Consider the following 19,944-nt stretch of genomic DNA (forward strand, 5'->3'; position numbering starts at 1 on the left):
TCTAGAATGGGCTTATGCCTTCTGCCTTCGAGCGCTCACGCTTGACCCCACCGCTTTTTGCCCTGCTGATCCTGCTGGGCACCACCGGCCCGCTGGCCACGGACATGTATCTGCCTTCCTTCCCGGCGATGACGCAGGAGTTCTCCACTTCCGCTTCGGCGATCCAGCTGACCCTGACCTTCTTCCTGCTGGGGATGGGCCTTGGACAGCTCCTGTGGGGAGCGCTCTCGGACCGGCTAGGCCGCGCCAGGCCGTTGCGCTGGGGCACCGCATTATTCGTGCTGGCCTCGGTGGCCGCCGCGCTGGCGCCATCCTTGGAGGCGTTGAGCATCGCCCGCGGTTTGCAAGGCATCGGCGGAGCGGCGGGCGTGGTGATTTCCAAGGCGATCGTGGCCGACACGACCAAGGGCGTCCAGACCGCACGAACCTTCAGCATTTTGATGACTTTCGGGGCAATAGCTCCGGCGGTGGCGCCGCTCTTGGGAGCCTACCTCGGTGAGCTAGGCGGCTTCCGCCTGGTGCTGTGGGTGCTCAGCGCCGCCGCGCTGCTCATGGTCACCGGATCCCTGGCCATCTACCGAGAAACCCTCGCCCCCGCGGCACGTTCGGGCGGAAATTTCCTTGCCCCGCTGAAGCTGGCGCTCTCCCGCCGGCGATTTGTCGGCTACCTGGTCCAGTTCGGCTTCGCTTTCGGCGCGATGATGGCCTATGTCTCGGCCTCGCCCTTCCTCTATCAAGAGGTGCTGGGTCTCAGCGCGCGGGGCTACGCCCTATGCTTCGGCCTCAACGCGGCGGGCCTGATCCTTTCGGGCTTGGTCTCTGCACGGCTGGTGGGCCGGGTCCCGCTACGCCGCACCATATCGGTCGCGCTGACGATTCTGCTGGGCGCAAGCCTGGTGATCCTCCTGCTGGCGATGCTCCAGATACGCAGTCTGGGCCTGGCGGCGGTGATCTTCGTGCTGGTCTCCTCGATCGGCTTCACCATGGGCAATACCACCGGATTGGCGTTGGCCGAGGTGCGCGATGTTTCGGGCTCGGGCTCCGCACTCTTGGGGTCGGCGCAATTCCTCATCGGCGCGTTAGCCACCCCGCTGGTCGGTCTGTCCGGGGCGGATTCCGCGTTGGCCTTTGCGCTCACCGCGGTGGCCAGTTCGCTGATCGCGTTTGGCGCGCTCCTCTACACCGCGGATCGTTTCCACCCCGGCGCCATGGAGCACCCCTAGCGATGGGCGGGCAATCAACTCCGCGTGGTTAAACGAAGATCCCGCGGAATCCGCAGTTCTGCGGATCCCACGGGATCTTCTGCCACCGAAAGCTAGGCGCTGAGGCGGGCTTTCAAACCGTCGAGCTCGGCACGCAGCGATGCTGGCAGCGCGTCACCGAAGTTCTCGTACCATTCTTCGATTCCCTCGACCTCGGTGGCCCATTCGTCCTTGTTGACCGCCACGGCGGCCTCCACGTCGGCTGGGGTGAAATCCTTCAGACCCGTCAGGTCCAGGGAGTCGCCGGTTGGCACGTTGCCGATGATGGTCTCCTTGGCGTCCGCGGTGCCTTCGATACGCTCGATGGCCCACTTGAGCACGCGCGAGTTATCTCCGAAACCAGGCCATGCGAAGCCGCCGTCGGCGGTGCGGCGGAACCAGTTGACCAAGAAGATCTTCGGCATCTGCTCCGGGTTGAGCTTCTCGGAGATCTTGTCCCAGTGGTTCAGGTAGTCCCCTGCGTTGTAGCCAATGAATGGCAGCATGGCCATCGGGTCGCGGCGGATCACACCGGTTGCGCCGGAAGCGGCGGCGGTGGTCTCCGAGGACAGGGTTGAACCCATGAAGATGCCGTTGGTCCAGCTGCGTGCCTCGGTCACCAGCGGGATGGTCGTCTTGCGACGTCCGCCGAAGAGGATCGCGTCGATCTTCACGCCGTTTGGCGAGTAGTAATCCTCGGACAGCATGTCGACCTGGTCGATCGGGGTGCAGAAACGGGAGTTCGGGTGCGCCGCGTTGGTGCCCGACTCTGGCGTCCAGTCATTGCCCAACCAGTCGGTCAGGTGCGCCGGAGCCTCGTCGGTCATGCCCTCCCACCAGACGCCGCCTTCGTCGGTCAGCGCTACGTTGGTGAAGATGGAGTTGCCCTTGGTGATGGCACGCATGGCGTTCGGGTTGGTGGACCACCCGGTGCCCGGCGCCACACCGAACAGGCCGTATTCCGGGTTCACCCCGCGCAGCTCGCCGTCCTTGCCGATGCGCATCCAGTTGATGTCATCGCCCAGCGTCTCGGCTTTCCAGCCTTCAATGGTTGGTTCCAGCAGGGCGAGGTTCGTCTTGCCGCAGGCCGAGGGGAAGGCCGCTGCAATGTTGTAGGACCTGCCCTGTGGGCTGGTCAGCTTCAGGATCAGCATGTGCTCGGCGAGCCAACCCTCGTCGCGGGCCATTGCCGAGGCAATGCGCAGCGAGTAGCACTTCTTGCCCAGCAGGGCGTTTCCGCCGTAGCCCGAGCCGTAAGACATGATGGCGCGCTCTTCGGGGAAGTGCACGATCCACTTGTCTTCGTTGCATGGCCAGACGACATCTTCCTGCCCTGGCTTAAGCGGTGCGCCGACCGAGTGCAACGCAGGAACAAAGAAGGCTTCTTCGGCTTCCATCTTGCGCAGCACTTCGCTACCGATCTTGGCCATGACGCGCATCGAAGCGACCACGTAGGCGGAGTCGGTCAGCTCTACACCGTATGCAGGCTCGTCGGCGTTCAGCGGGCCCATGACGAAAGGAATGACGTACATGGTGCGTCCGCGCATCGATCCGTCGAACAGTCCGTTGAGCATCGACTTCATCTTCGCTGGGTCTTCCCAGTTATTGGTGAAGCCGGCGTCTTCTTCCTTCTCCGAGCAGATGAAGGTGCGCTCCTCAACACGGGCGACGTCCTTCGGATCCGAGAATCCTGCGTAGGAATTCGGGAAGTTCGGGTCGGTCAGCTTAACCAGAGTGCCGGCCTCAACCAGTTCAGCGGTCAGGCGGTCATTCTCCGCAGCGGAGCCGTCGACCCAATAAACACGTTCGGGCTTCGTCAGCGCGGCAACTTCCTCAACCCAAGCTGCCAACTTTGCGTGCGTGGTTGGCGCTGCGTCGATTACGTTCTGATCGGAGCTCGTGCTCATTATCCATTCCCTCCATTGGGCTGAATTTGTCAATAAATCAAGGCTAGGGGTACTCCAGCTGGCACATTGTGTGACCCAATCCTCAGCATTGGGCTGATGTTAGACTTGGGAAGATAAATTTCCCGAAATTTCGGGGGTTTATCGATGAACATCAACCCATTTATGTGACCAAGGTCACGTAGACCGGTACCCTTTTGGATTCTTCACATAACCTTCTGTTCACTTTCGATAGATACCGTCCACCTGCGATTTGTACCGATCGAATTTCATCTGTATAGTTATTCGAGGTTCGCGAGAGTGAATCAAGCAAACTAAATATGCGCCCATAGCTCAGCTGGATAGAGCGCCTGTCTACGGAACAGGAGGCCGGGGGTTCGAATCCCTCTGGGCGCACCAAAAAAGTAAAAGTCTCGGGACATCGTTGATTTGATGTCCCGAGACTTTTTCGTTTAACCTTCTGCAAGTCCTTAATGCCGGATCCCGCTGTCCGCGTCCCATGTCGGCGCCGCAAGGGTCAGCGAGCAGGAGCCAATGGACTCAGCGCGGCTTGTAGCACCTTATTCTGCATTTGCGCGAAAACGCGTCATGGGGCTATCGGCAGCTGCTGAATCCCATGGCCCACTGAGTCATGAGCAACGTTTATACCTTTACTCAGCGTGGAATTCGCAACCTGAGCTAGCAAGAGAATCCGAAGTACTGGCATAGCAATGCTCCGCTGAATGCCGCGTCGGCCAAGGAAATAAGTGTGGTGTTGAGTGCAACGGTTCCAGCGGTAAGCAACTTGACCATGAGTTTCTCCAGTTTTCGCGATCTAGATGATGACGTGCCCGGCAGCTTTGTGCCACCAACAACTTTTCACCGGTCCGCGCATGCGGCACATATACAAAAGACCAATAATTCCGCTCTATATGATTCAGCTGGATTAAATGGCGGCAGGCCGAATACCCACACTTCGAACAGCGGGAAGCGAATCGATAGTCTGCGAATATACGCTCAACTAATCTGCCAGGAGTGCTGATCAATTCCCGCTCAGGAAGGAATATTGGCCTTTAGAACAATGCAGAACTGTACTCAAGTACAGGGTCAGCTCGTTCTTCGCTCCATAGAGTCGGTATCGATAACGAAACCAACACGAGGAGCACCTCATGAACGGACTGCAGCTCACCGGCATCGTCCGCAGCTTCGGCAACCGCACGGTTCTGCACGATATGGACCTTTCGGTTCAACGCGGCGAGATCGTCGGGTTCATTGGCGGTAACGGCGCCGGCAAGACCACCACGATGCGGCTAATCCTCGGATTGCTGAACGCCGACCGGGGAGAAATCACCTGGGATGGATCACCAATCACCACGGCAGATCGTCGAGCCATCGGCTACATGCCAGAAGAACGCGGACTCTACCCGCAAATGCCCGTCCGCGAGCAAATTATTCATTTTGCTCTGCTGGAAGGCCATATGGGAAAACAGGCCAGAGCGGTTGCCGACGATCTTATCGGCTCCCTGGGCTTGACCGGGCGGGAAAAAACCTTAATCCAGGACCTGTCGCTGGGCAATCAGCAACGTGTCCAGTTGGCTGTCTCGCTCGTCGGCAATCCTGCGCTTCTGGTCCTCGATGAACCGTTCTCTGGTTTGGACCCAACCGCGGTGGCCACGATGGGTTCGCTGCTTCGCGAACAGGCTGCCCGCGGTGTGGGGGTGCTCTTCTCATCCCACCAGCTTGACCTGGTAGAACGTCTTTGCGACAAGGTTTGCGTCCTCGACCAAGGGCGAGTGAAGGCCAGCGGCAGTGTCGCCGAATTGCAAAATGACGGCCAAAGCAGATGGCAGCTGAGGTTCTCGGCGAATGCCGACGGCTTCGCAGCAGAGATCGCCATGATCCGAGGGCTCACAGTCACGTTGCCCGCCGAAGACCACAGCACGGTGTTCGTGTCCATGTCCGGAACCGATCTGGACCTGCCGCCGGCGCTACTGGCGGCGGCGCAACGTCATGGTTCCTTGCGCAGCATCGAAGCAATTCAGCGATCCTTGGACGACTTGCTGTCCCAGGACTTCATTTCCGCCGGACGTGGCGAACTGACCATCAACGCACAACTCGCCCAGAATGCAGGAGGAATCTCATGACCACCCAGCCGCTAAGCCTTAACATCATGCCGGGCCTGAGCGGAACGTTCCGCGAAACTGGATTGGTAATTCGGCGCGAAATCCTCACCCGGACGGCCAATCGAACCATCTTGATTACCACCGGATTACTTGCCCTGGGAGTCGCCGCAGCAGCAGGCATCGGCGGTTGGTTCCTCGTGAACTCCATGGAGCAATTTCAGGCCTTCACGCTTAATCCTCGAATGCTCTTTGCCACAGCCATGATCTGTGCACTCCTTACCTCTCTGGTTTATTCGGCTCAAAGCCTGACCACCGGGGTCGTGGAGGAAAAATCTTCGAGAGTCGTCGAAATCCTGCTGACCAAAATCGGTATCACGCCGTTGCTGCTCGGCAAGCTCATCGGCATCGGCCTGGTAACTCTCACGCAATTACTGGTCATCGGTGGCGCAGGGGTGCTCGGGTTCTCGGTGGTGGGAGGCTTCTCGCTACTCGACGTGGAAGCTGGACCTATCCTGGTGTGGTTCCTGATCTGGTTCTTGCTTGGATATGCCATCTTTGCGCTATTGAACACGGCGCTGGCGGCCACCGTGGCCCGCCAAGAAGATTTAGCTTCTGCGGTTATGCCGCTGTCGGTCTTGCAGATGGTGCTGCTGGTACTAGCGCTCTATGTCCTGCCCAATAATCTTGAGAACGGCTGGTTGCACGCCCTGTCGTTCGTACCGCTGTTCTCCTCGTACCTCATGCCGATGCGCGTCGGACTCGATGGAGTAGATGCCTGGCAGATGGCGACCTCCGCCGCAATCGCGGTGCTGTCCATTCCAGTGCTTTTCTGGATGGCCACCAAGCTCTACCGGAACAACGCGCTGCGTACCGGTTCGCGAGTCTCGCTACGCGATGCGCTCAGCTCCGACGATGCCGCCTAGATTCTCCCGCTTCACACAGTCAATGACGAAAGGACACCCCATGACTGACAACGACAATCATCAGGATCTCGCCAAGAAGCCCTCGAATATTCGAAAGCAACTGCGTAATCTCGCCTTGCTCGCCCTCGGCGTCGCCATTGCCTACGTCGTCACCAATTTCCTCCGCTAGCGACCCCGTCAGCTCTTCGAGATTCCCTGTTCGTATCGGCGTCGCCGGTACGAACAGGAAGGAAGCAGATCATCATGAGCACGACTACGCTTTATCCTCGATCTTTGAACCCCGAGGCTCATCAGGCTTCACTTTTGGCTGATGCGCTATTGGAACAGCTAGGGCGGGCCTCGGTCCGGAGTATTTCTCCGGCAGCTTTTGCCGGGCGCAACGGGACCTGGGTCCTGACGCTAGCCGATGGCAGCAAGGTCTTTGCCAAACGTTTCTCCGAAAAATCTTCGACGCCGCGAGCGTTCAATCGCTCCTTGGAATTCGCACGCTTCGCCCACACGCATCCGCACCATGCGCCGGCAAGCGCACGCCTGATCGCCTCGAATGAAATTGAACGCCTTCTCATCTTTGACTACTGCCCCGGTGAAAGCCTAGCCAGCATGGTGGTTGAGGAACGGGTGCCGGCAGATTTCGCGTCACGGGCCGGTGAACTCCTTGGACGTTTGCATACCGCTGCCCCGACAGGTCTGGAGCCCACCACCATTTCCAGTCCCCCGATTGAAATGCTGCACCTCGGCGTTCCGCAGGCCCAGTACCAGAATTTTACCCTCGCCGAAATCGCGCTGTGGGCGCAGTTGCAGTCCGATAATCTACTCATCAATGCAGCCGTTGAACTGCGTGACTGGGAACTGCAGCATCAAACCAGCCCAATCCACGCGGACCTGCGGCTCGACCAGTTTCATCTTGAGGAGAACGAGCTACTCCTGCTCGACTGGGAGGAATTCGGACTAGGAGATCCCGCCCGGGATCTCGGCATGCTGGCCGGAGAATGGATCTACCGCGCGGTTCTCGACACGGTCACCAGCCGGGGCAATGCCGGGGCGCCCCCGGAACATTTCGACGAAGAGCAGGCCACAGCGGTCATGGCGCAACGCATGGCCATGGTGGTCCCGCAGATCCAGGAACTCTGGCGCAGCTACACCCGCATCGCAACCGGCTATGACGAGCAGCTCCCCGTGCGCGCCACCGCGCATCTGGGTTGGCATCTCATCGATCGTTCAATTGCCCGAGCTGCAATGGTCTCCCGGCTACCTGGCATCGAACGAGCCGCAGCCGGCGTCGGACGAAAGGCGTTGCTTAGTCCTGGCAGCTATTACCAAGCCCTTGGATTCGGAAGGAGTGAACACTGATGCCACCGACCCTCACCCGCTGGGCGAGCTTTGAGCGAATACTTGAAGGATTGGCCGATCACGTCAGGGTGGACTTGGCGGCGAATACGGCGCGTATCGGGAGCACCTCATTGAGCGCAGGAAGTCGAAGTGAGCTCAGATCGCAGCTTAGCGCGGCCACCTACACTCACCTGCACATCAGAAATCCGCTCATCGAGAATATGCCAACGACCGGGTACCAGGATCTCGCGGACGAATTAATCGCGGATATCCCCCACCGAAGCATCTGGCAGCAATCCGGATCGCCCGCAAGGCAAACGGTCGATGTCCAAGGTCTCAAGCACCACGTAGTCACCCTCGGCGGCGTCAAGGTACTTGTCCCACACCACGATGTGTCTCGGTTGGATCCCTCATCCGAAGCGGCCGTGCGCACGCCCAGCTGGCGCACCCGGACCACTCCCGGATACGTCTTGGCGCTCGGAGCAAGCGGAATCGATGCGGAGCAGGTCACTGCACGAATCTATGTCACCTGCGATTCGGCGGCTCAAGCCTTGGAACTCTGGCCTATCGTCCTAGATGTCTTAGCAAAGTCAGCCGGCGGCTATCAGGCTAAAGCGCTTTCCTCTTCCCTCGCCTATCCGCGCAGCGACGCGATGGTGCTCTACGTGCCAGACACCGCTGTGCAGGAGATCGCCGACCGTCTCACCGCCGCAACGGCTCGGATCTCAGCCCCGCACACGGAGCACTCGATCTTTACCCAGCGGCTGTCTCCAAGATTCTCGCAAGCGGGAGAATCGGCGGATCCACGGCCTTCCCACCGAGGGCTGAGCTTCGGACAGCACCGCTCCCGGGTACTCACCGATGCACTGCTGACCGCGGCCAAGAACGAGATGCGACTGCAGGATGCCTGGGCATTTGAGGCGACCAGAGCCAGGATCGATCCTCGTAATCCGGCAACCAATCTCTGAGCTTCTCCTACCTTTCCGCATTCACGAGCCAGCGAATTCAGCGCCTCGGTGAAGCACCCCCCAAAATTTGCGTACCGTCGAGGCGCCCCCGCAGCCTCTGGAAACGCGTTCACACCTCAACCGAGGAACAACACCATCAGCCTTCAACGGCAATTATCTCAAGGAGCACGACATGGACAACAACGCACTCGCACCACAAGCCAACCTCACCGACCTCGCCCAGGCGCACAACACCTTCACCACCGCCGGTGAACTCGGCGCCGACGCCGCCACCGAAGCACCCGCCACCAGCCCGCTTTGCGTCGGCATCATCATCGGCGCCACCCTCGGCGCCGGCTGCTAAGCCCCCACACCCACCAACCCATCACACCCAAAAAGGAGCACGACATGGACAACAACGCACTCGCACCACAAGCCAACCTCACCGACCTCGCCCAGGCGCACAACACCTTCACCACCGCCGGTGAACTCGGCGCCGACGCCGCCACCGAAGCACCCGCCACCAGCCCGCTTTGCGTCGGCATCATCATCGGCGCCACCCTCGGCGCCGGCTGCTAAGCCCCCACACCCACCAACCCATCACACCCAAAAAGGAGCACGACATGGACAACAACGCACTCGCACCACAAGCCAACCTCACCGACCTCGCCCAGGCGCACAACACCTTCACCACCGCCGGTGAACTCGGCGCCGACGCCGCCACCGAAGCACCCGCCACCAGCCCGTTCTGCGCTGGCGTGCTCATTGGCGCAACGCTCACGATGGGCTGCTAGTCCCCGTCCTACCCCGGTCAGGCGACGGCCCCAGAGCCGTTATTCGGGCCGTCGCCCAACCGGACCCATCAAGTCCCTCAAAAAGGAACACCATGACCACCGCAGAAAGTAAGGCCGACGCCTCCAAGCTGGATCTCACGCTCGAAGGATTCGGCTACCGAAAAGTCGTGCTGGTCCTTACCGGATCCGCTGCCACTCAAATGATGCCGTTTTGGCTTGAATGGGCCCTAGAAGCTGCCCCCGAAACACAGTTCAGGATCGTCATGCGCGATTCTGCCAGCCGTTTCATCACCCGTCATAGCCTTGAGACTCGGCTACGGGCCCGGATCCAATCCGACCATTGGGACGATGAAATTATCGCGGCCCATATCGATTTGGCCGAGTGGGCGGATCTGATCCTGATCTACCCGGCCACGTTGGACTACACTTCGCGGCTTGCCCACGGCATCAGCGATTCCCCCTCACTGCTTGCGGCGCTGAGCACCCATGCAAGGGTGTGCATAGCGCCGTCGCTTCCTCCACGTGCAATGGAAAACCAACTGGTCAGGGATATTCTGGAGAAGTTGCGCAAACCGAAGAACTTCCTCGTGATCAATCCTGTCCCCGGCCCGAGCGAATCCAGCGCTATTTCCGACGCCTGGGTTCCACCCGCCTTTCCAGCAGTATTGCGCCGCCTCGAGTCGGAACGTCGTTTACTCGTTGATCTTGTTACGGGGGTTGAGCGGCAATGACTACAACCGAAGTGCAACCGCGCAGCACGCCAAGGCGCCGGCTCACGACGGGCCTGCTCGTCACGGAGCTGCATTTGGGGCAGGGCAAAGCCGTGTGGACTCGACGATTGGGTGCCCAGGCACCACTCGATTTCTCCCAGACGCAAAACCCTTCTGCGGAGAATCAGCGGCAACACATTGTGTGGGGAGAGGGAACCGCCACATTTCGCAGCTACGCTACCACTGCCGGCACAACCGTTGCTGAACAACTCCAGCAACGCTCCCCCAAGGACATGCACCGCATAGGTCTGCTGTGGGGTGAGGCGCTCAATAATCTGCACGCTACCCCCATAACCGGTCAAACAACGCTTCGCGAACCGCGCACGTTGCAACGGGCCGAAGGCTGGCTGAGTGGAAAATGGTTGCCTGCGTTGCACACGTTGGGCCCCATGGCCCTAGGCCAACTGAAGCGGTGGTCGCAGCGAATGCTGGGCACTCAGGATTCGGCGTTGGCGCATGGCTCCCCCGGCATGGCTCATTGGGTGCTCACCGCAAATGGCCGTAGTGGATCGCTGTTGACCGGAGAGGACACTGGACTTGCGGCTCCCGCCTATGACTTCGGATGGGTTCTTGGTGAAATTGCCGAGCTCTATGCCTTCTACCCCGCATTGCGCACAAACCTCGACCCGCTGCGCTTGGGACTGCTGGATACCTATCCCGAGGCCATTGGCGAATCCGGCTTTAGTTTGGCCTGCGCCTACCGGCTGACCCAGCATGCTTACGACTGGCACCACTACGGACATGCCTCGTTGCGCGAAGCCCAACTGCTCTTGGACTTGGCCGTCAACCATCTGTCTACCCAGTACGCGAAACTTTAGGAGAAGGCCTTGCTCACCCGTATCGATGCCAGCACACGGCACATACAATTCCGCTCGCTGAAATCGGGGGCACGCATAGCGGCCGTTCATGCTCCCCAAACGCGCAATGCCTCGGTAGTACTGGGCGTCGCCGCTGGAATGCGTCATGAGCGGGAAGGCGAAGAGGGAATGATGCACCTGCTGGAACACCTAATTTATCAGGACAGTTCCACGATCACCGGAGCGGACCGTGAACTGCAGGTGCTCCACGCCGGCGGGGTCCTCGGCGGTCATACGCATATGGACTACACCGAATTCTATGAAACTGCTCCGGTAAACCAGATTGACGACATGGCTCGGCGGATCGCGGACCAGGTCTTTTACCCAAGGCTCAGAGAAGAACAGATCACCACACAGGTCACTGCCGTGGCCACTGAGCGCGCTAGCCGCCTCGCCTCGGCGCCCGGCGGCGTTCTGCCTTGGCCGCATCTTTCGGCGCACTGCTGGCAAGATCATGCAAATTCCCATGACGGTTCGGGAGACGCCGACCTCCTCGGGCGCGCGACCGGAGGGCGGTTGCGCGAGCTGCACGCACGCCATTACCGCACCTCCAACGCGGTAATGGTCGCTTTCGGGCCCAAAGAACCGGCGGACATGTTGCAGAGTCTGCAAGATGCCCTGCCCACTGAAACCCCCGAGGCCCCGGCGGTGCCGCCCGCGCAGGAGTCCATTTTCCGCACGGCCAGCCGGCGCACCGTAACCGTTCCAGGACTGCAGCGCCCCCGCCTGCTCGTAGCCACCCGCAGTGCGCCGGCACCACGAGTGCATTCCGAAATTTTGGGAGACCTGCTGGCCGCAGCAATGCTGTCCCTGCCTTCAGGATTGGATGCCAGCGCGGGCATGTTTGGCCCAGGCGACCGTGTCCACAACGATCTCTTTGTGTTGGTTGATGACACAAACTCGGGAATCGAACCTGTCGAACGCCTCGCTGCCCTGAGGTTTTGCGATGATGACCTATTGCTGCGTGCCGGCCAGCGAGCACTATTTACCGCCGAAAAACTTGTGCATGACGACCAACGGTTCGCCCGCGCCGTGGCCCGCGATATCTTGCTGCGAGATGCCCCCGGTTTCGCGGCCGGTTTAGTGCAAAAACTACGCGACGGCTTAGGCGATGTGCCCGGCCTGCGCGCTGCGCTCCAAACCTCGGCTAAACGTCTCGCTGCACAGCAGCACCACCATTTGACCCTTGAACCCGCATAGGAGTCCCAGCCGTGAACAGCGCATTCCCTCCCGTCCGATCCATACCAGATGACCGAACGCACTTCACCCTAGTCAGTTTGGCTTGGCGCACCGATCAGCGGCGTTCCTCCGAAGCGGAGCAAACCCTGCGCGCGGTAGCCGACAGAGTCTGCGCCTCGAATTCCGGAACAATTTGGCACGACTGGGCGGTCAGCGCTGGAGCAGTCAATGTGACGGCAGCACTTCCCTTGCGCGGTGCGGAGCGGTGGCTCCAAACCTTCGCCGAGCATGCCCAGCAAATCGACCCGGATTTGGCCGGCGCTCCCGCCCTGGCGCTGGTCGGGCCGCAAGCGCAGCTAGAAAACTTAGCAGCACCCGGTGCAGAACTTTTCGGGCACCTCGAAAGCAAAGACAACCCGGGGCTTTCGGACCGCCTGGAGCGAACGACTACCCAAGGTTATGAACAAATCACGGTTACAGGTGCCGACCCCTCCGCGGCTCTCGGTTCGGCGGCCACTTTTTTGGCCCTTGCCACCTTGTCCGGAGGTCCAGTCGCGCTTTTGCCCAAGGCCACGAAACAGGCCGGGCACGCTGCATTGATTCAAATAAGGCGCGTCCTGAAGGACCGCCAGCCTGCGATCATGTGGCAGGTCATTGCTCAGGAGAACCACTCGCTGGGCTCCTTGGAATCAACGCTGGACGCGGTCGCAGATCTTGGCCTGCGGGTGACCCGGGATGAGGAGCTGCTAATCAAGCAGTTTGCGATCGCCAATCTGAATCGTGCCTGGTGCTCACCAGTGGAGTTGGTTCGGGCGCTGGCCCAGTACGAGGTCATGGGTTGGGGTGGCGACTTGATTCTGAATCCCGAGTCGCAGGTGAATGAAGTCGCAAACGCCGACCTCGAATTGGCGTTGGAAGGCTTGTTGCGCTCCCCGCGTGCGGTGCTCGGCAAATCCTAAGCTACCGGCGTTGCGCCTAGCGTGCGCGTGACCCCGGCTTCATGTCCAGAAGCCCATGTTCCACGGCCTTGACTAGAATCTGCACGCGGTCCCGCACACCAAATTTCTCCATAACCTTCACGAAGCGAGCTTTGATAGTTGACTCGGTGACAAAAAGTTCCGTGGCCATCTCCTTGTTGCTCATGCCCCGCCCGAGAAGCTTGATGACTTCCAGTTCCTTGTCGGTCAGGGCATCGATCAGTTCTGCATCGGCTTCGACTTCGGCTGGGATTGAGTTCGCCAGCCCGCTGACCACATGTCGAGCCACTTGCGGCGACAGAATGGACTCACCGGCTGCCACTTTATTAATCGCATCGGTGATTTCCTGGGGCTTAGCATCCTTGACGATGTAGCCCGAGGCACCAGCACGCAGCAGGTCCACCACATATCGGTCGGTGGCGAAAGTGCTCAAACCGAGAATCGCGATCTCAGGGTTGCTCTGGTGGATCTGGGCTGTTGCCGCAACGCCGTCCATGACCGGCATTTGCATATCCATCAAGATGACCTCGGGCTGCAACGAGGCCGCCTGGACCACGGCGGATTTCCCATTGGATGCTTCGCCGACGATTTCAATGGTGGGGTCTGAGGAGAGATAATCTCGCAAAATTTCCCGGGTCAAGGCCTCGTCATCCACAAGCAGCACTGTTGTCACTGATAACTCCTCGCTTGGCGGTAGTCCACGCACTTGGTTCTCATGCGCGTACGGTGATAGCGCATCTGGTCACTATTTTTGCATGGTTGCCGTCGTTATCCGGTAGCGGGCAAGCTTTCAAGCGGGATAGTTACGCCGATCGACCAGCGGCCGGTGGAATCGCTGGTCTCCACGGTGCCGCCAAATACCTCGCAGCGTGCGCGCATCGCTTCCAAACCTGTCTGCGACGACATGATGGGAGTGCCCTGTCCAATATCATTTGTCGAGCTGAGCAATACGCGGTCTGGCCGGATACGGAGCTGGAGTTCCACTGCTCCGTCAGGATTCGCGTGCTTGAGGATATTGGTTCCCAGTTCCCGGATGGTTCGCCGAAGGGCTTGGCGCAAACTCGCCGGAATACGCGCTACTTCGCCTTCTAGCGCGAAGGCCACGTCGAATCCGGCCCGTTTGAGCGCTTGCATGACCTTGTCCAAATCATGTACCAGCCCTACCGCGGTAGTGGTCTCCCCGGAAAGTTCATCGGACTCCAAGATCTGTTGGCCTTCTTCTGCTTCCAGCCCCGAGGGACTCTGAAATTCATTTTCGTTGGCTTCCGTTTTCAGCAAGACGACAAGGCTGCGAAGATCCTGCAGGGTTTGCTGCGCGGCATTGCCAATTCCAGCGAGGATTTCCGCAGTCTTCTTCGGGTCGTTGACGAACTCGGCCCGACGGGCTTGCATAGCCATGATCGTGACATCGTGGGCAACAATGTCGTGCAGCTCATGAGCGAGCTGCGTTCGTTCCTCGGAGCGAATTCTCGCCTGTTCGACTTCCAGATCCCTGATTCGTTTGGCGCTCGTTTCATTCTTCCGGCGATAGACATTCAGGCTCAACCCGGCCACGGCCGACATGACGCCGAAACCGCACAGCAACATGACCGCCAGGAGCTCCACCTCCGGCAAGAGTAGATACAGCAGGAACAACATGCCCATGGCTGCGGAGGGAAAAGCGAGTGCCGCCCGCCACGGCAGCAAATAGCAGGAGAGCACAATGACAAATACCGAGGGAAAAACCATGCTGGCCAATAAGACCCCGGGCATACCGACCGCCGCGATAAGCAGCAACCCCACAAACCATGCGGCAATGCTTGGCAGGACCCCAAGCGACAAAGCCGCCAGGGGCAGGTACGGAAAAGCCAGGTACAACACGCCAAGTTCTGCGAGGTAGCCGGCTGTCCCCAGCCACACATCACCCGCGTACATGAACAGCGCAAGCGCCAGCGGGACAAAACGACCGAGGCGCCCGCCAGGTAACGGTTTAATTTCACCAGTCCATGCAGTCCAAGTATTCACACCAGCTATTGTGTCATTTCAGCACTCAAGCACGCTCCACTGGTTGCATACCCAAGGCAGTTTTGACGGACCCAGGCGACATTCACCACGGCCGATGTGAAACGCCACACTTTGACCTCTCCGGCTTTTGCCCTTCGGATAATCTGGTGTAAAGTCATTGGAGTCGTCAAGGCGAAAAACAACTAAATATGCGCCCATAGCTCAGCTGGATAGAGCGCCTGTCTACGGAACAGGAGGCCGGGGGTTCGAATCCCTCTGGGCGCACAATTTGAAATTCCCACTCTCCGGAGTGGGAATTTTTTGGTTAACTGTTTGCTTAACTCCAAGCACTTATTTAGCCGCCGTGGGACCCGCGCAAAATCAGCTTTGTTGGCATGATGATTCGTTCGGGCACCATTTCACCATTAATGCGCTGCACCACAACCTCCGCCATTTTGGCTCCTTGCTCTTCCGCATTCTGCGCCACGGTAGTCAACGCAGGCGAGGCATTGCGCGCAAATGAATCATCATCGATGGTGGTGATGGCGATGTCTCTCGGCACGGAAAGCCCCGCCTCAGCGATCACCTTCATCGCGCCAAAGGCCATTTGCGCGCTGGCGGCAAACAACGAGTCGATTTTTATGCCGCTGGCCAGCAAATCGCGCATGGCGGTTTCTCCGCTGCCCGGGGTGAAATCGCCCACCGCAACCGCGGCAACGCCAAGACCGGCGGCGTGCACCGCCTGTTCGAAACCCAATTGGCGGTCGAGGGCCGCACCCATGTTCTGCGGTCCCGAGATCGCCGCCGGGTATTTGCGACCCGCTTTGAGCATGGCTTCAGTTGCTTCCCGTGCCGCGGCCGCGTTATCTACGTCAACGACGAACACGTCGCCGTCTTCGTTGCTCATGGGGCGGCCGCCGAAGACCAACGGCAACGCTCCGGCCAGTTCGCTGTATGAGCTGTCATCCGCGTGGTGCGAAAGGATCAACGCCCCATCAACGTTTCCGCCGCGTAGGTAGCGGCTGGTTTTCGCGGGGTCAGACTCGGTGGCGATCAACAGGGACAGCGTGAATTCGGTGGTGCTCAGGTACATCGCAGCCCCCTGAATCACCGCAGCGAAGTATGGGTCTGCGAAGAACTTCGCGGTGCTTTCGGGGATGACTAACGCGATGGAATTGGTACGACCCTGTGCGAGGGAACGGGCCGCCCGATTCGGGACGTAGTTCAGTTCCGCGATGGCCTTTTCCACTGCCCGCGCCGCATCGGCCTTGACCTTGTCCGACCCGTTGACCACGCGAGACACCGTGGCTCTGGAGACTCCTGCACGTTCGGCAACCTGTTCCAGCGTCGGCTGTTGTTTGCGTGGTTCGGGCATCGTTACTTCTTTGCGGTAGCTGGGCGGGTCCTTGTGACTAGCGTGTGGTGCGTGGCGCTTGGCTAAGCGCCACGCACCAGTGCTATGCCATTGTACGGTTGGCGGCAATTAGTCCCGCGTAGGCCCTGCCGCTGTCCTTAATAATGCGTTTCTGGGTTTCATAGTCGACGTAAATGATGCCGAATCGCTTCTGATAGCCCCAGGCCCATTCGAAATTATCGAGCAAGGACCAGAGGAAGTAGCCCCGCACGTCCACTCCGTCTTGGATGGCACCGGCAACAGCATCCAGGTGGCTAAAAACGTATTCACGACGTTCGACATCGGCCACGGTTCCGTCCGCTGACAGTTCGTCGGCATAGGAGGCTCCGTTCTCGGTGATGTACAAGGCCGGAAGATCCTTGTATTCGGTCTGCAACCGGTTCAGCAGTATCCGCAGGCCCTGCGGATTAACTTCCCAACCCATCGCAGTACGCGGCAGGTCTCGGCTCGGGAAGCTGACATATTCGCTTCCTACAAAAGGCGAGGACGTCGGCGCATCAGTTGGTACAACCGCCTCCGGCTCGCCTTCGCCAAGCGGATGCCCCGACACGTTGTCATCGTGATAATGGTTCACCCCGAGAAAGTCGATGGGCTGATGAATGATCTCGAGGTCCCCTGGCATAATGACCTCGGCCAGCCCCAAGCCATCCACGTCTACGAGCAGGTCTTCGGGATAGGAACCGCGCAGCAAGGGATCCAAGAACATCCGGTTCCACAGCGCATCGATACGACGGGCCGCTTCCAGATCCACCGGGTCCGTTGGATCGTTTGGCACCGCGTTGGTCAGATTCAGCGTGATGCCAAGCTCTTGGGCGCCGAGTTCACGCAAACGCTTTGCCGCCAGGCCATGTCCGAGGTGCTGGTGGTGCACGGCCGACAAAGCCGCCGCGGGATCTTGGCGTCCCGGTGCGTGTTCCCCGGCTGCGTAACCGATGAGCGAAGAACACAACGGTTCGTTAAAGGTCGTCCAGTGCTTGACTCGGTCACCGAGCTTTGCGTAAACCAGCTCGGCATACTCAGCGAATTTATAGGCCGTGTCACGGTTGGCCCAGCCGCCCTGCTCTTCGAGGGCCTGCGGCAGATCCCAGTGGTACAGCGTCAGCCAGGGCAGAATTCCCTGCTCCAACAGCTCGTCGACTAGCCTCGAATAAAAATCCAGGCCCTCGGGGTTGACGCTACGCCCGCCGGGAACCACCCGCGCCCAGCTGGTGGAGAAGCGGTAGGAATCCAGACCGAGCTCACGCATTAACCCGACATCCTCTCGGTACCGGTGGTAGTGGTCCACCGCAGTCTCCAGGTTGTCGCCGCCGGCGATCACCCCCTGCTTGCGAGCGAACGCATCCCAGACGGAGTCTTCTTTACCGTAGGCGTGGCTGGCGCCTTCGATTTGCGCCGCCGCGGTGGCCGAGCCCCAGAGGAATTCTCTGGGCCAAGCGAAATTCTCTGATAAGTGGGTTGTCATTAGCCCTTTACAGCTCCTGCCATAATTCCGGATACAAGTTGTTTACCCGCCACTATAAAAAGCAGCAGCAGCGGGATGGTTGCCATCAGCGCACCGGACATCACGATCGTGTAGTCCACATAGCGTGCGGATTGCAGTTGGCTCAATGCCACCTGCAAGGTGGGGTTTTGGGGTGCGACCAGCATTGGCCACAGATAGTCGGTCCATGCGGTCATGAAGGTAAAGAGCGCCAAGATGGCCATCGCCGGACGGGCCGCGGGTACTCCTACATGCCAAAAGGTACCGATCATGCTGGCACCGTCGATTCGGGCTGCCTCGATCAACTCATCTGGCACGACATCCACCAAATACTGGCGCATGAAAAACACTCCGAACGCGGTGACCAAGGTGGGCACCATGACCGCACCGAGCGATCCGGTCCAGCCAAATTCCTTCATCACCATGAACAACGGGATGATCCCCAGCTGGGTCGGCACCGCCAGGGTGGCAATCACGAAAACCAGCAGCCCCTGGCGTCCGCGGAAGCGCAACTTTGCGAACGCATATCCGGCCAGTGTCGAGAATGCCACCACCGAGATCGTGATGACCGAGGAGACGAGAATGCTGTTTCCCAGTGCGCCCCAGAAATCGATGGTGTGGAAAACTTCGGCGGCATTCGTCCAGAACGAACCTCCGGGAAGCAGTGGTGGGTACGTCGAGGCGAATACCGCCCCGGTATTCGAACCAATCACCATCGAATACCACAGCGGGTAGGTGCTCCCGAGGAAGAACGCGATCAGCAACCCGTAAGTGAGAAAGCCTGGGCGGCGATCCATGGAGAAGTTTTTGCGTTTGGCTGCAGGCTTCCCGGCTTCCACAGTTCGGTCCAAGGAGGTGCTAGTCATGGGAATCCCCGTCCTTCGGGCTCGCTGCTGCGTCTGTTAACCTTTCACCCTTCGAGGCGACCTTGGCTTTTGCTTGCCGCACGGCGTTTCGGTGCGCCAGCCGTTGCGCACGGCGCCGCTTGCGGCTTCCCCCTTCGCTAGCAGAGGCAATGGAACCGGAAAGCACGAAGTTGATCAGGCCGATCACGATAATGATCAAGAACAGCATCCAGGCGACCGCAGATGCACGGCCAAAGTCGCCGCGGTTGAACGCCAGATCCCAGAGATAGAGCACCGTGGTTTGGTATTCGCGCTCGGGACCGCCGGGCACCGAGCTGCTGGCGTTGAATAGTTTCGGTTCGGTGAAGATCTGCAGGCCACCGATGGTCGCGGTGATGATCACGAAGATCATCGTGGGGCGAATGCTCGGCAGCGTGATGGAGAAGAACCGACGCATCGACCCCGCTCCGTCCAGCGCGGCGGACTCGTGCAGTTCGCGTGGCACCGCTTGCATGGCTGCCAGCAGGATCAGCGCGTTATAACCGGTCCAGCGCCAGTTCACCATGGTGGCAATAGCCAAGTGCGAGGGAAGTACCTCGCTCTTCCACGCCACCGGATCGATGTTGATCACTTGGAGCAGGTTGTTGATGAGTCCATATTTCTCGTCGAAGGCCGAGGAGAAGATCAGCGTCACGGCCACCGGAGTCACCACATAGGGAATCAGCACACTCATTCGCCAGAACGTCTTGGCACGAATATTCTGGTCCAGCATGGCTGCGATGAAGGTGGCCACGAGCAGTTGGGGAATCGCCGAGAGCAGGAAGATGCTGAACGTGTTGAACAGCGAATTCCAGAACAGTGGTGAGCTAAGTTCTGCGGCGTAGTTCTCCAGCCCTACCCAGTCACCGGCTCCCCCGAGTAGGTCCCAGTCATTGATTGAAACCACGAAGGTGTAGACCAGCGGAAAGAGCCCCACCAGGGCGAAGAGAATGAAAAAAGGTGAAACGTATAGATACGGGGAGTATTTGAAGTCCAGCCGTCCCCAACGCTGACGCCGGCGCGTTTTCTTCCCGGCTGCCGGATCAGCCCTGCGGTGCCTTTTGCCTGGGGGCTGCTCCCCCGTCGGCGCCGCGGCACCTGGGGTGCCCGAAGCGTTGTTGGTCAAGATGCTCATTTATCGGATTCTCTTTCCGCATAGG

The 19,944-nt window shown here is 59.6% G+C and carries 20 protein-coding genes and 2 tRNA genes; 15 read left to right on the forward strand and 7 right to left on the reverse strand.

The window, feature by feature from the left end; all coding sequences use genetic code 11:
• The first annotated feature begins 14 nt into the window (after window positions 1-14).
• Window positions 15-1,223: a multidrug effflux MFS transporter gene (locus tag CQ019_RS10815; RefSeq protein ID WP_105553391.1), complete on the forward strand. Its 1,209-nt coding sequence runs from the start codon at window positions 15-17 to the stop codon at window positions 1,221-1,223.
• Between the two features lie 92 nt (window positions 1,224-1,315).
• On the opposite strand, the gene CQ019_RS10820 is transcribed toward CQ019_RS10815, so the two are convergent.
• A complete protein-coding gene (locus tag CQ019_RS10820; RefSeq protein ID WP_105553392.1) occupies window positions 1,316-3,148 on the reverse strand; it encodes a phosphoenolpyruvate carboxykinase (GTP) in 1,833 nt (610 codons plus the stop codon).
• A gap of 319 nt (window positions 3,149-3,467) precedes the next feature.
• Here CQ019_RS10820 and CQ019_RS10825 point away from each other — a divergent pair.
• From CQ019_RS10825 to CQ019_RS10865, 13 genes are all read left to right on the forward strand, one after another.
• Window positions 3,468-3,544, forward strand: a tRNA-Arg gene (locus CQ019_RS10825).
• A gap of 749 nt (window positions 3,545-4,293) precedes the next feature.
• Window positions 4,294-5,268 (forward strand): ABC transporter ATP-binding protein, encoded by a 975-nt coding sequence (locus CQ019_RS10830; RefSeq protein ID WP_105569676.1) that lies wholly within the window; start codon window positions 4,294-4,296, stop codon window positions 5,266-5,268.
• Window positions 5,265-6,170 (forward strand): ABC transporter permease, encoded by a 906-nt coding sequence (locus CQ019_RS10835; protein ID WP_105569677.1) that lies wholly within the window; start codon window positions 5,265-5,267, stop codon window positions 6,168-6,170. Before CQ019_RS10830 ends, CQ019_RS10835 begins: the two co-directional genes overlap by 4 nt.
• 40 nt (window positions 6,171-6,210) lie before the next feature.
• Entirely contained in the window at window positions 6,211-6,339 is a 129-nt protein-coding gene (locus CQ019_RS18745) for a hypothetical protein (protein ID WP_258133558.1), read from the forward strand.
• Between the two features lie 74 nt (window positions 6,340-6,413).
• Window positions 6,414-7,520, forward strand: a complete 1,107-nt coding sequence (gene lxmK / locus CQ019_RS10840; protein WP_258133984.1) for a class V lanthionine synthetase subunit LxmK — start codon at window positions 6,414-6,416, stop codon at window positions 7,518-7,520.
• Window positions 7,520-8,467, forward strand: a complete 948-nt coding sequence (locus CQ019_RS10845; protein WP_176484141.1) for a T3SS effector HopA1 family protein — start codon at window positions 7,520-7,522, stop codon at window positions 8,465-8,467. Before lxmK ends, CQ019_RS10845 begins: the two co-directional genes overlap by 1 nt.
• A gap of 172 nt (window positions 8,468-8,639) precedes the next feature.
• Window positions 8,640-8,810: an LxmA leader domain family RiPP gene (locus CQ019_RS18520; protein WP_181148426.1), complete on the forward strand. Its 171-nt coding sequence runs from the start codon at window positions 8,640-8,642 to the stop codon at window positions 8,808-8,810.
• A gap of 44 nt (window positions 8,811-8,854) precedes the next feature.
• A complete protein-coding gene (locus CQ019_RS18525) occupies window positions 8,855-9,025 on the forward strand; it encodes an LxmA leader domain family RiPP (protein ID WP_181148426.1) in 171 nt (56 codons plus the stop codon).
• Between the two features lie 44 nt (window positions 9,026-9,069).
• On the forward strand, window positions 9,070-9,240 hold the full coding sequence (locus tag CQ019_RS18530) for an LxmA leader domain family RiPP (protein WP_176484142.1): 171 nt from the start codon (window positions 9,070-9,072) through the stop codon (window positions 9,238-9,240).
• 92 nt (window positions 9,241-9,332) lie between these two features.
• Window positions 9,333-9,971, forward strand: coding sequence for a flavoprotein (locus CQ019_RS10850; protein ID WP_096285377.1), 639 nt, complete (start codon window positions 9,333-9,335; stop codon window positions 9,969-9,971).
• Entirely contained in the window at window positions 9,968-10,828 is an 861-nt protein-coding gene (locus CQ019_RS18285) for a hypothetical protein (RefSeq protein ID WP_146112459.1), read from the forward strand. The genes CQ019_RS10850 and CQ019_RS18285 overlap by 4 nt, the downstream gene beginning before the upstream one ends.
• A gap of 9 nt (window positions 10,829-10,837) precedes the next feature.
• On the forward strand, window positions 10,838-12,067 hold the full coding sequence (locus tag CQ019_RS10860) for a pitrilysin family protein (RefSeq protein ID WP_105553395.1): 1,230 nt from the start codon (window positions 10,838-10,840) through the stop codon (window positions 12,065-12,067).
• 11 nt (window positions 12,068-12,078) lie between these two features.
• Window positions 12,079-13,005: a hypothetical protein gene (locus CQ019_RS10865; protein ID WP_146112460.1), complete on the forward strand. Its 927-nt coding sequence runs from the start codon at window positions 12,079-12,081 to the stop codon at window positions 13,003-13,005.
• Between the two features lie 16 nt (window positions 13,006-13,021).
• On the opposite strand, the gene CQ019_RS10870 is transcribed toward CQ019_RS10865, so the two are convergent.
• Together CQ019_RS10870 and CQ019_RS10875 are read right to left on the reverse strand one after the other, a co-directional pair.
• Window positions 13,022-13,696: a response regulator transcription factor gene (locus CQ019_RS10870; protein WP_096285386.1), complete on the reverse strand. Its 675-nt coding sequence runs from the start codon at window positions 13,694-13,696 to the stop codon at window positions 13,022-13,024.
• Between the two features lie 95 nt (window positions 13,697-13,791).
• Window positions 13,792-15,027 (reverse strand): sensor histidine kinase, encoded by a 1,236-nt coding sequence (locus tag CQ019_RS10875; RefSeq protein ID WP_258133560.1) that lies wholly within the window; start codon window positions 15,025-15,027, stop codon window positions 13,792-13,794.
• Window positions 15,028-15,217: 190 nt separating this feature from the next.
• Between CQ019_RS10875 and CQ019_RS10880 the strand changes: the two genes are divergently transcribed.
• Window positions 15,218-15,291: transfer RNA gene (locus tag CQ019_RS10880), tRNA-Arg, on the forward strand.
• Between the two features lie 70 nt (window positions 15,292-15,361).
• Here CQ019_RS10880 and CQ019_RS10885 read toward each other — a convergent pair.
• The 4 genes from CQ019_RS10885 to CQ019_RS10900 form a co-directional block, all read right to left on the reverse strand.
• Window positions 15,362-16,381 (reverse strand): LacI family DNA-binding transcriptional regulator, encoded by a 1,020-nt coding sequence (locus CQ019_RS10885; protein ID WP_105553399.1) that lies wholly within the window; start codon window positions 16,379-16,381, stop codon window positions 15,362-15,364.
• Between the two features lie 82 nt (window positions 16,382-16,463).
• Window positions 16,464-17,882: a GH1 family beta-glucosidase gene (locus tag CQ019_RS10890; RefSeq protein ID WP_105569679.1), complete on the reverse strand. Its 1,419-nt coding sequence runs from the start codon at window positions 17,880-17,882 to the stop codon at window positions 16,464-16,466.
• Entirely contained in the window at window positions 17,882-18,766 is an 885-nt protein-coding gene (locus CQ019_RS10895) for a carbohydrate ABC transporter permease (RefSeq protein ID WP_105553401.1), read from the reverse strand. The genes CQ019_RS10890 and CQ019_RS10895 overlap by 1 nt, the downstream gene beginning before the upstream one ends.
• Entirely contained in the window at window positions 18,759-19,919 is a 1,161-nt protein-coding gene (locus CQ019_RS10900) for a carbohydrate ABC transporter permease (protein ID WP_105553402.1), read from the reverse strand. The genes CQ019_RS10895 and CQ019_RS10900 overlap by 8 nt, the downstream gene beginning before the upstream one ends.
• Between the last annotated feature and the right edge of the window lie 25 nt (window positions 19,920-19,944).

Source organism: Arthrobacter sp. MYb229 (assembly GCF_002975405.1).
Classification (GTDB): Bacteria; Actinomycetota; Actinomycetes; order Actinomycetales; family Micrococcaceae; genus Glutamicibacter.

Coding starts and splice junctions, on each gene's coding strand:
- CQ019_RS10815 (WP_105553391.1), top strand. CDS start 15: ATGCCTTCTGCCTTCGAGCGCTCACGCTTGACCCCACCGCTTTTTGCC.
- CQ019_RS10820 (WP_105553392.1), bottom strand. CDS start 3,148: ATGAGCACGAGCTCCGATCAGAACGTAATCGACGCAGCGCCAACCACG.
- CQ019_RS10830 (WP_105569676.1), top strand. CDS start 4,294: ATGAACGGACTGCAGCTCACCGGCATCGTCCGCAGCTTCGGCAACCGC.
- CQ019_RS10835 (WP_105569677.1), top strand. CDS start 5,265: ATGACCACCCAGCCGCTAAGCCTTAACATCATGCCGGGCCTGAGCGGA.
- CQ019_RS18745 (WP_258133558.1), top strand. CDS start 6,211: ATGACTGACAACGACAATCATCAGGATCTCGCCAAGAAGCCCTCGAAT.
- lxmK (WP_258133984.1), top strand. CDS start 6,414: ATGAGCACGACTACGCTTTATCCTCGATCTTTGAACCCCGAGGCTCAT.
- CQ019_RS10845 (WP_176484141.1), top strand. CDS start 7,520: ATGCCACCGACCCTCACCCGCTGGGCGAGCTTTGAGCGAATACTTGAA.
- CQ019_RS18520 (WP_181148426.1), top strand. CDS start 8,640: ATGGACAACAACGCACTCGCACCACAAGCCAACCTCACCGACCTCGCC.
- CQ019_RS18525 (WP_181148426.1), top strand. CDS start 8,855: ATGGACAACAACGCACTCGCACCACAAGCCAACCTCACCGACCTCGCC.
- CQ019_RS18530 (WP_176484142.1), top strand. CDS start 9,070: ATGGACAACAACGCACTCGCACCACAAGCCAACCTCACCGACCTCGCC.
- CQ019_RS10850 (WP_096285377.1), top strand. CDS start 9,333: ATGACCACCGCAGAAAGTAAGGCCGACGCCTCCAAGCTGGATCTCACG.
- CQ019_RS18285 (WP_146112459.1), top strand. CDS start 9,968: ATGACTACAACCGAAGTGCAACCGCGCAGCACGCCAAGGCGCCGGCTC.
- CQ019_RS10885 (WP_105553399.1), bottom strand. CDS start 16,381: ATGCCCGAACCACGCAAACAACAGCCGACGCTGGAACAGGTTGCCGAA.
- CQ019_RS10890 (WP_105569679.1), bottom strand. CDS start 17,882: ATGACAACCCACTTATCAGAGAATTTCGCTTGGCCCAGAGAATTCCTC.
- CQ019_RS10895 (WP_105553401.1), bottom strand. CDS start 18,766: ATGACTAGCACCTCCTTGGACCGAACTGTGGAAGCCGGGAAGCCTGCA.
- CQ019_RS10900 (WP_105553402.1), bottom strand. CDS start 19,919: ATGAGCATCTTGACCAACAACGCTTCGGGCACCCCAGGTGCCGCGGCG.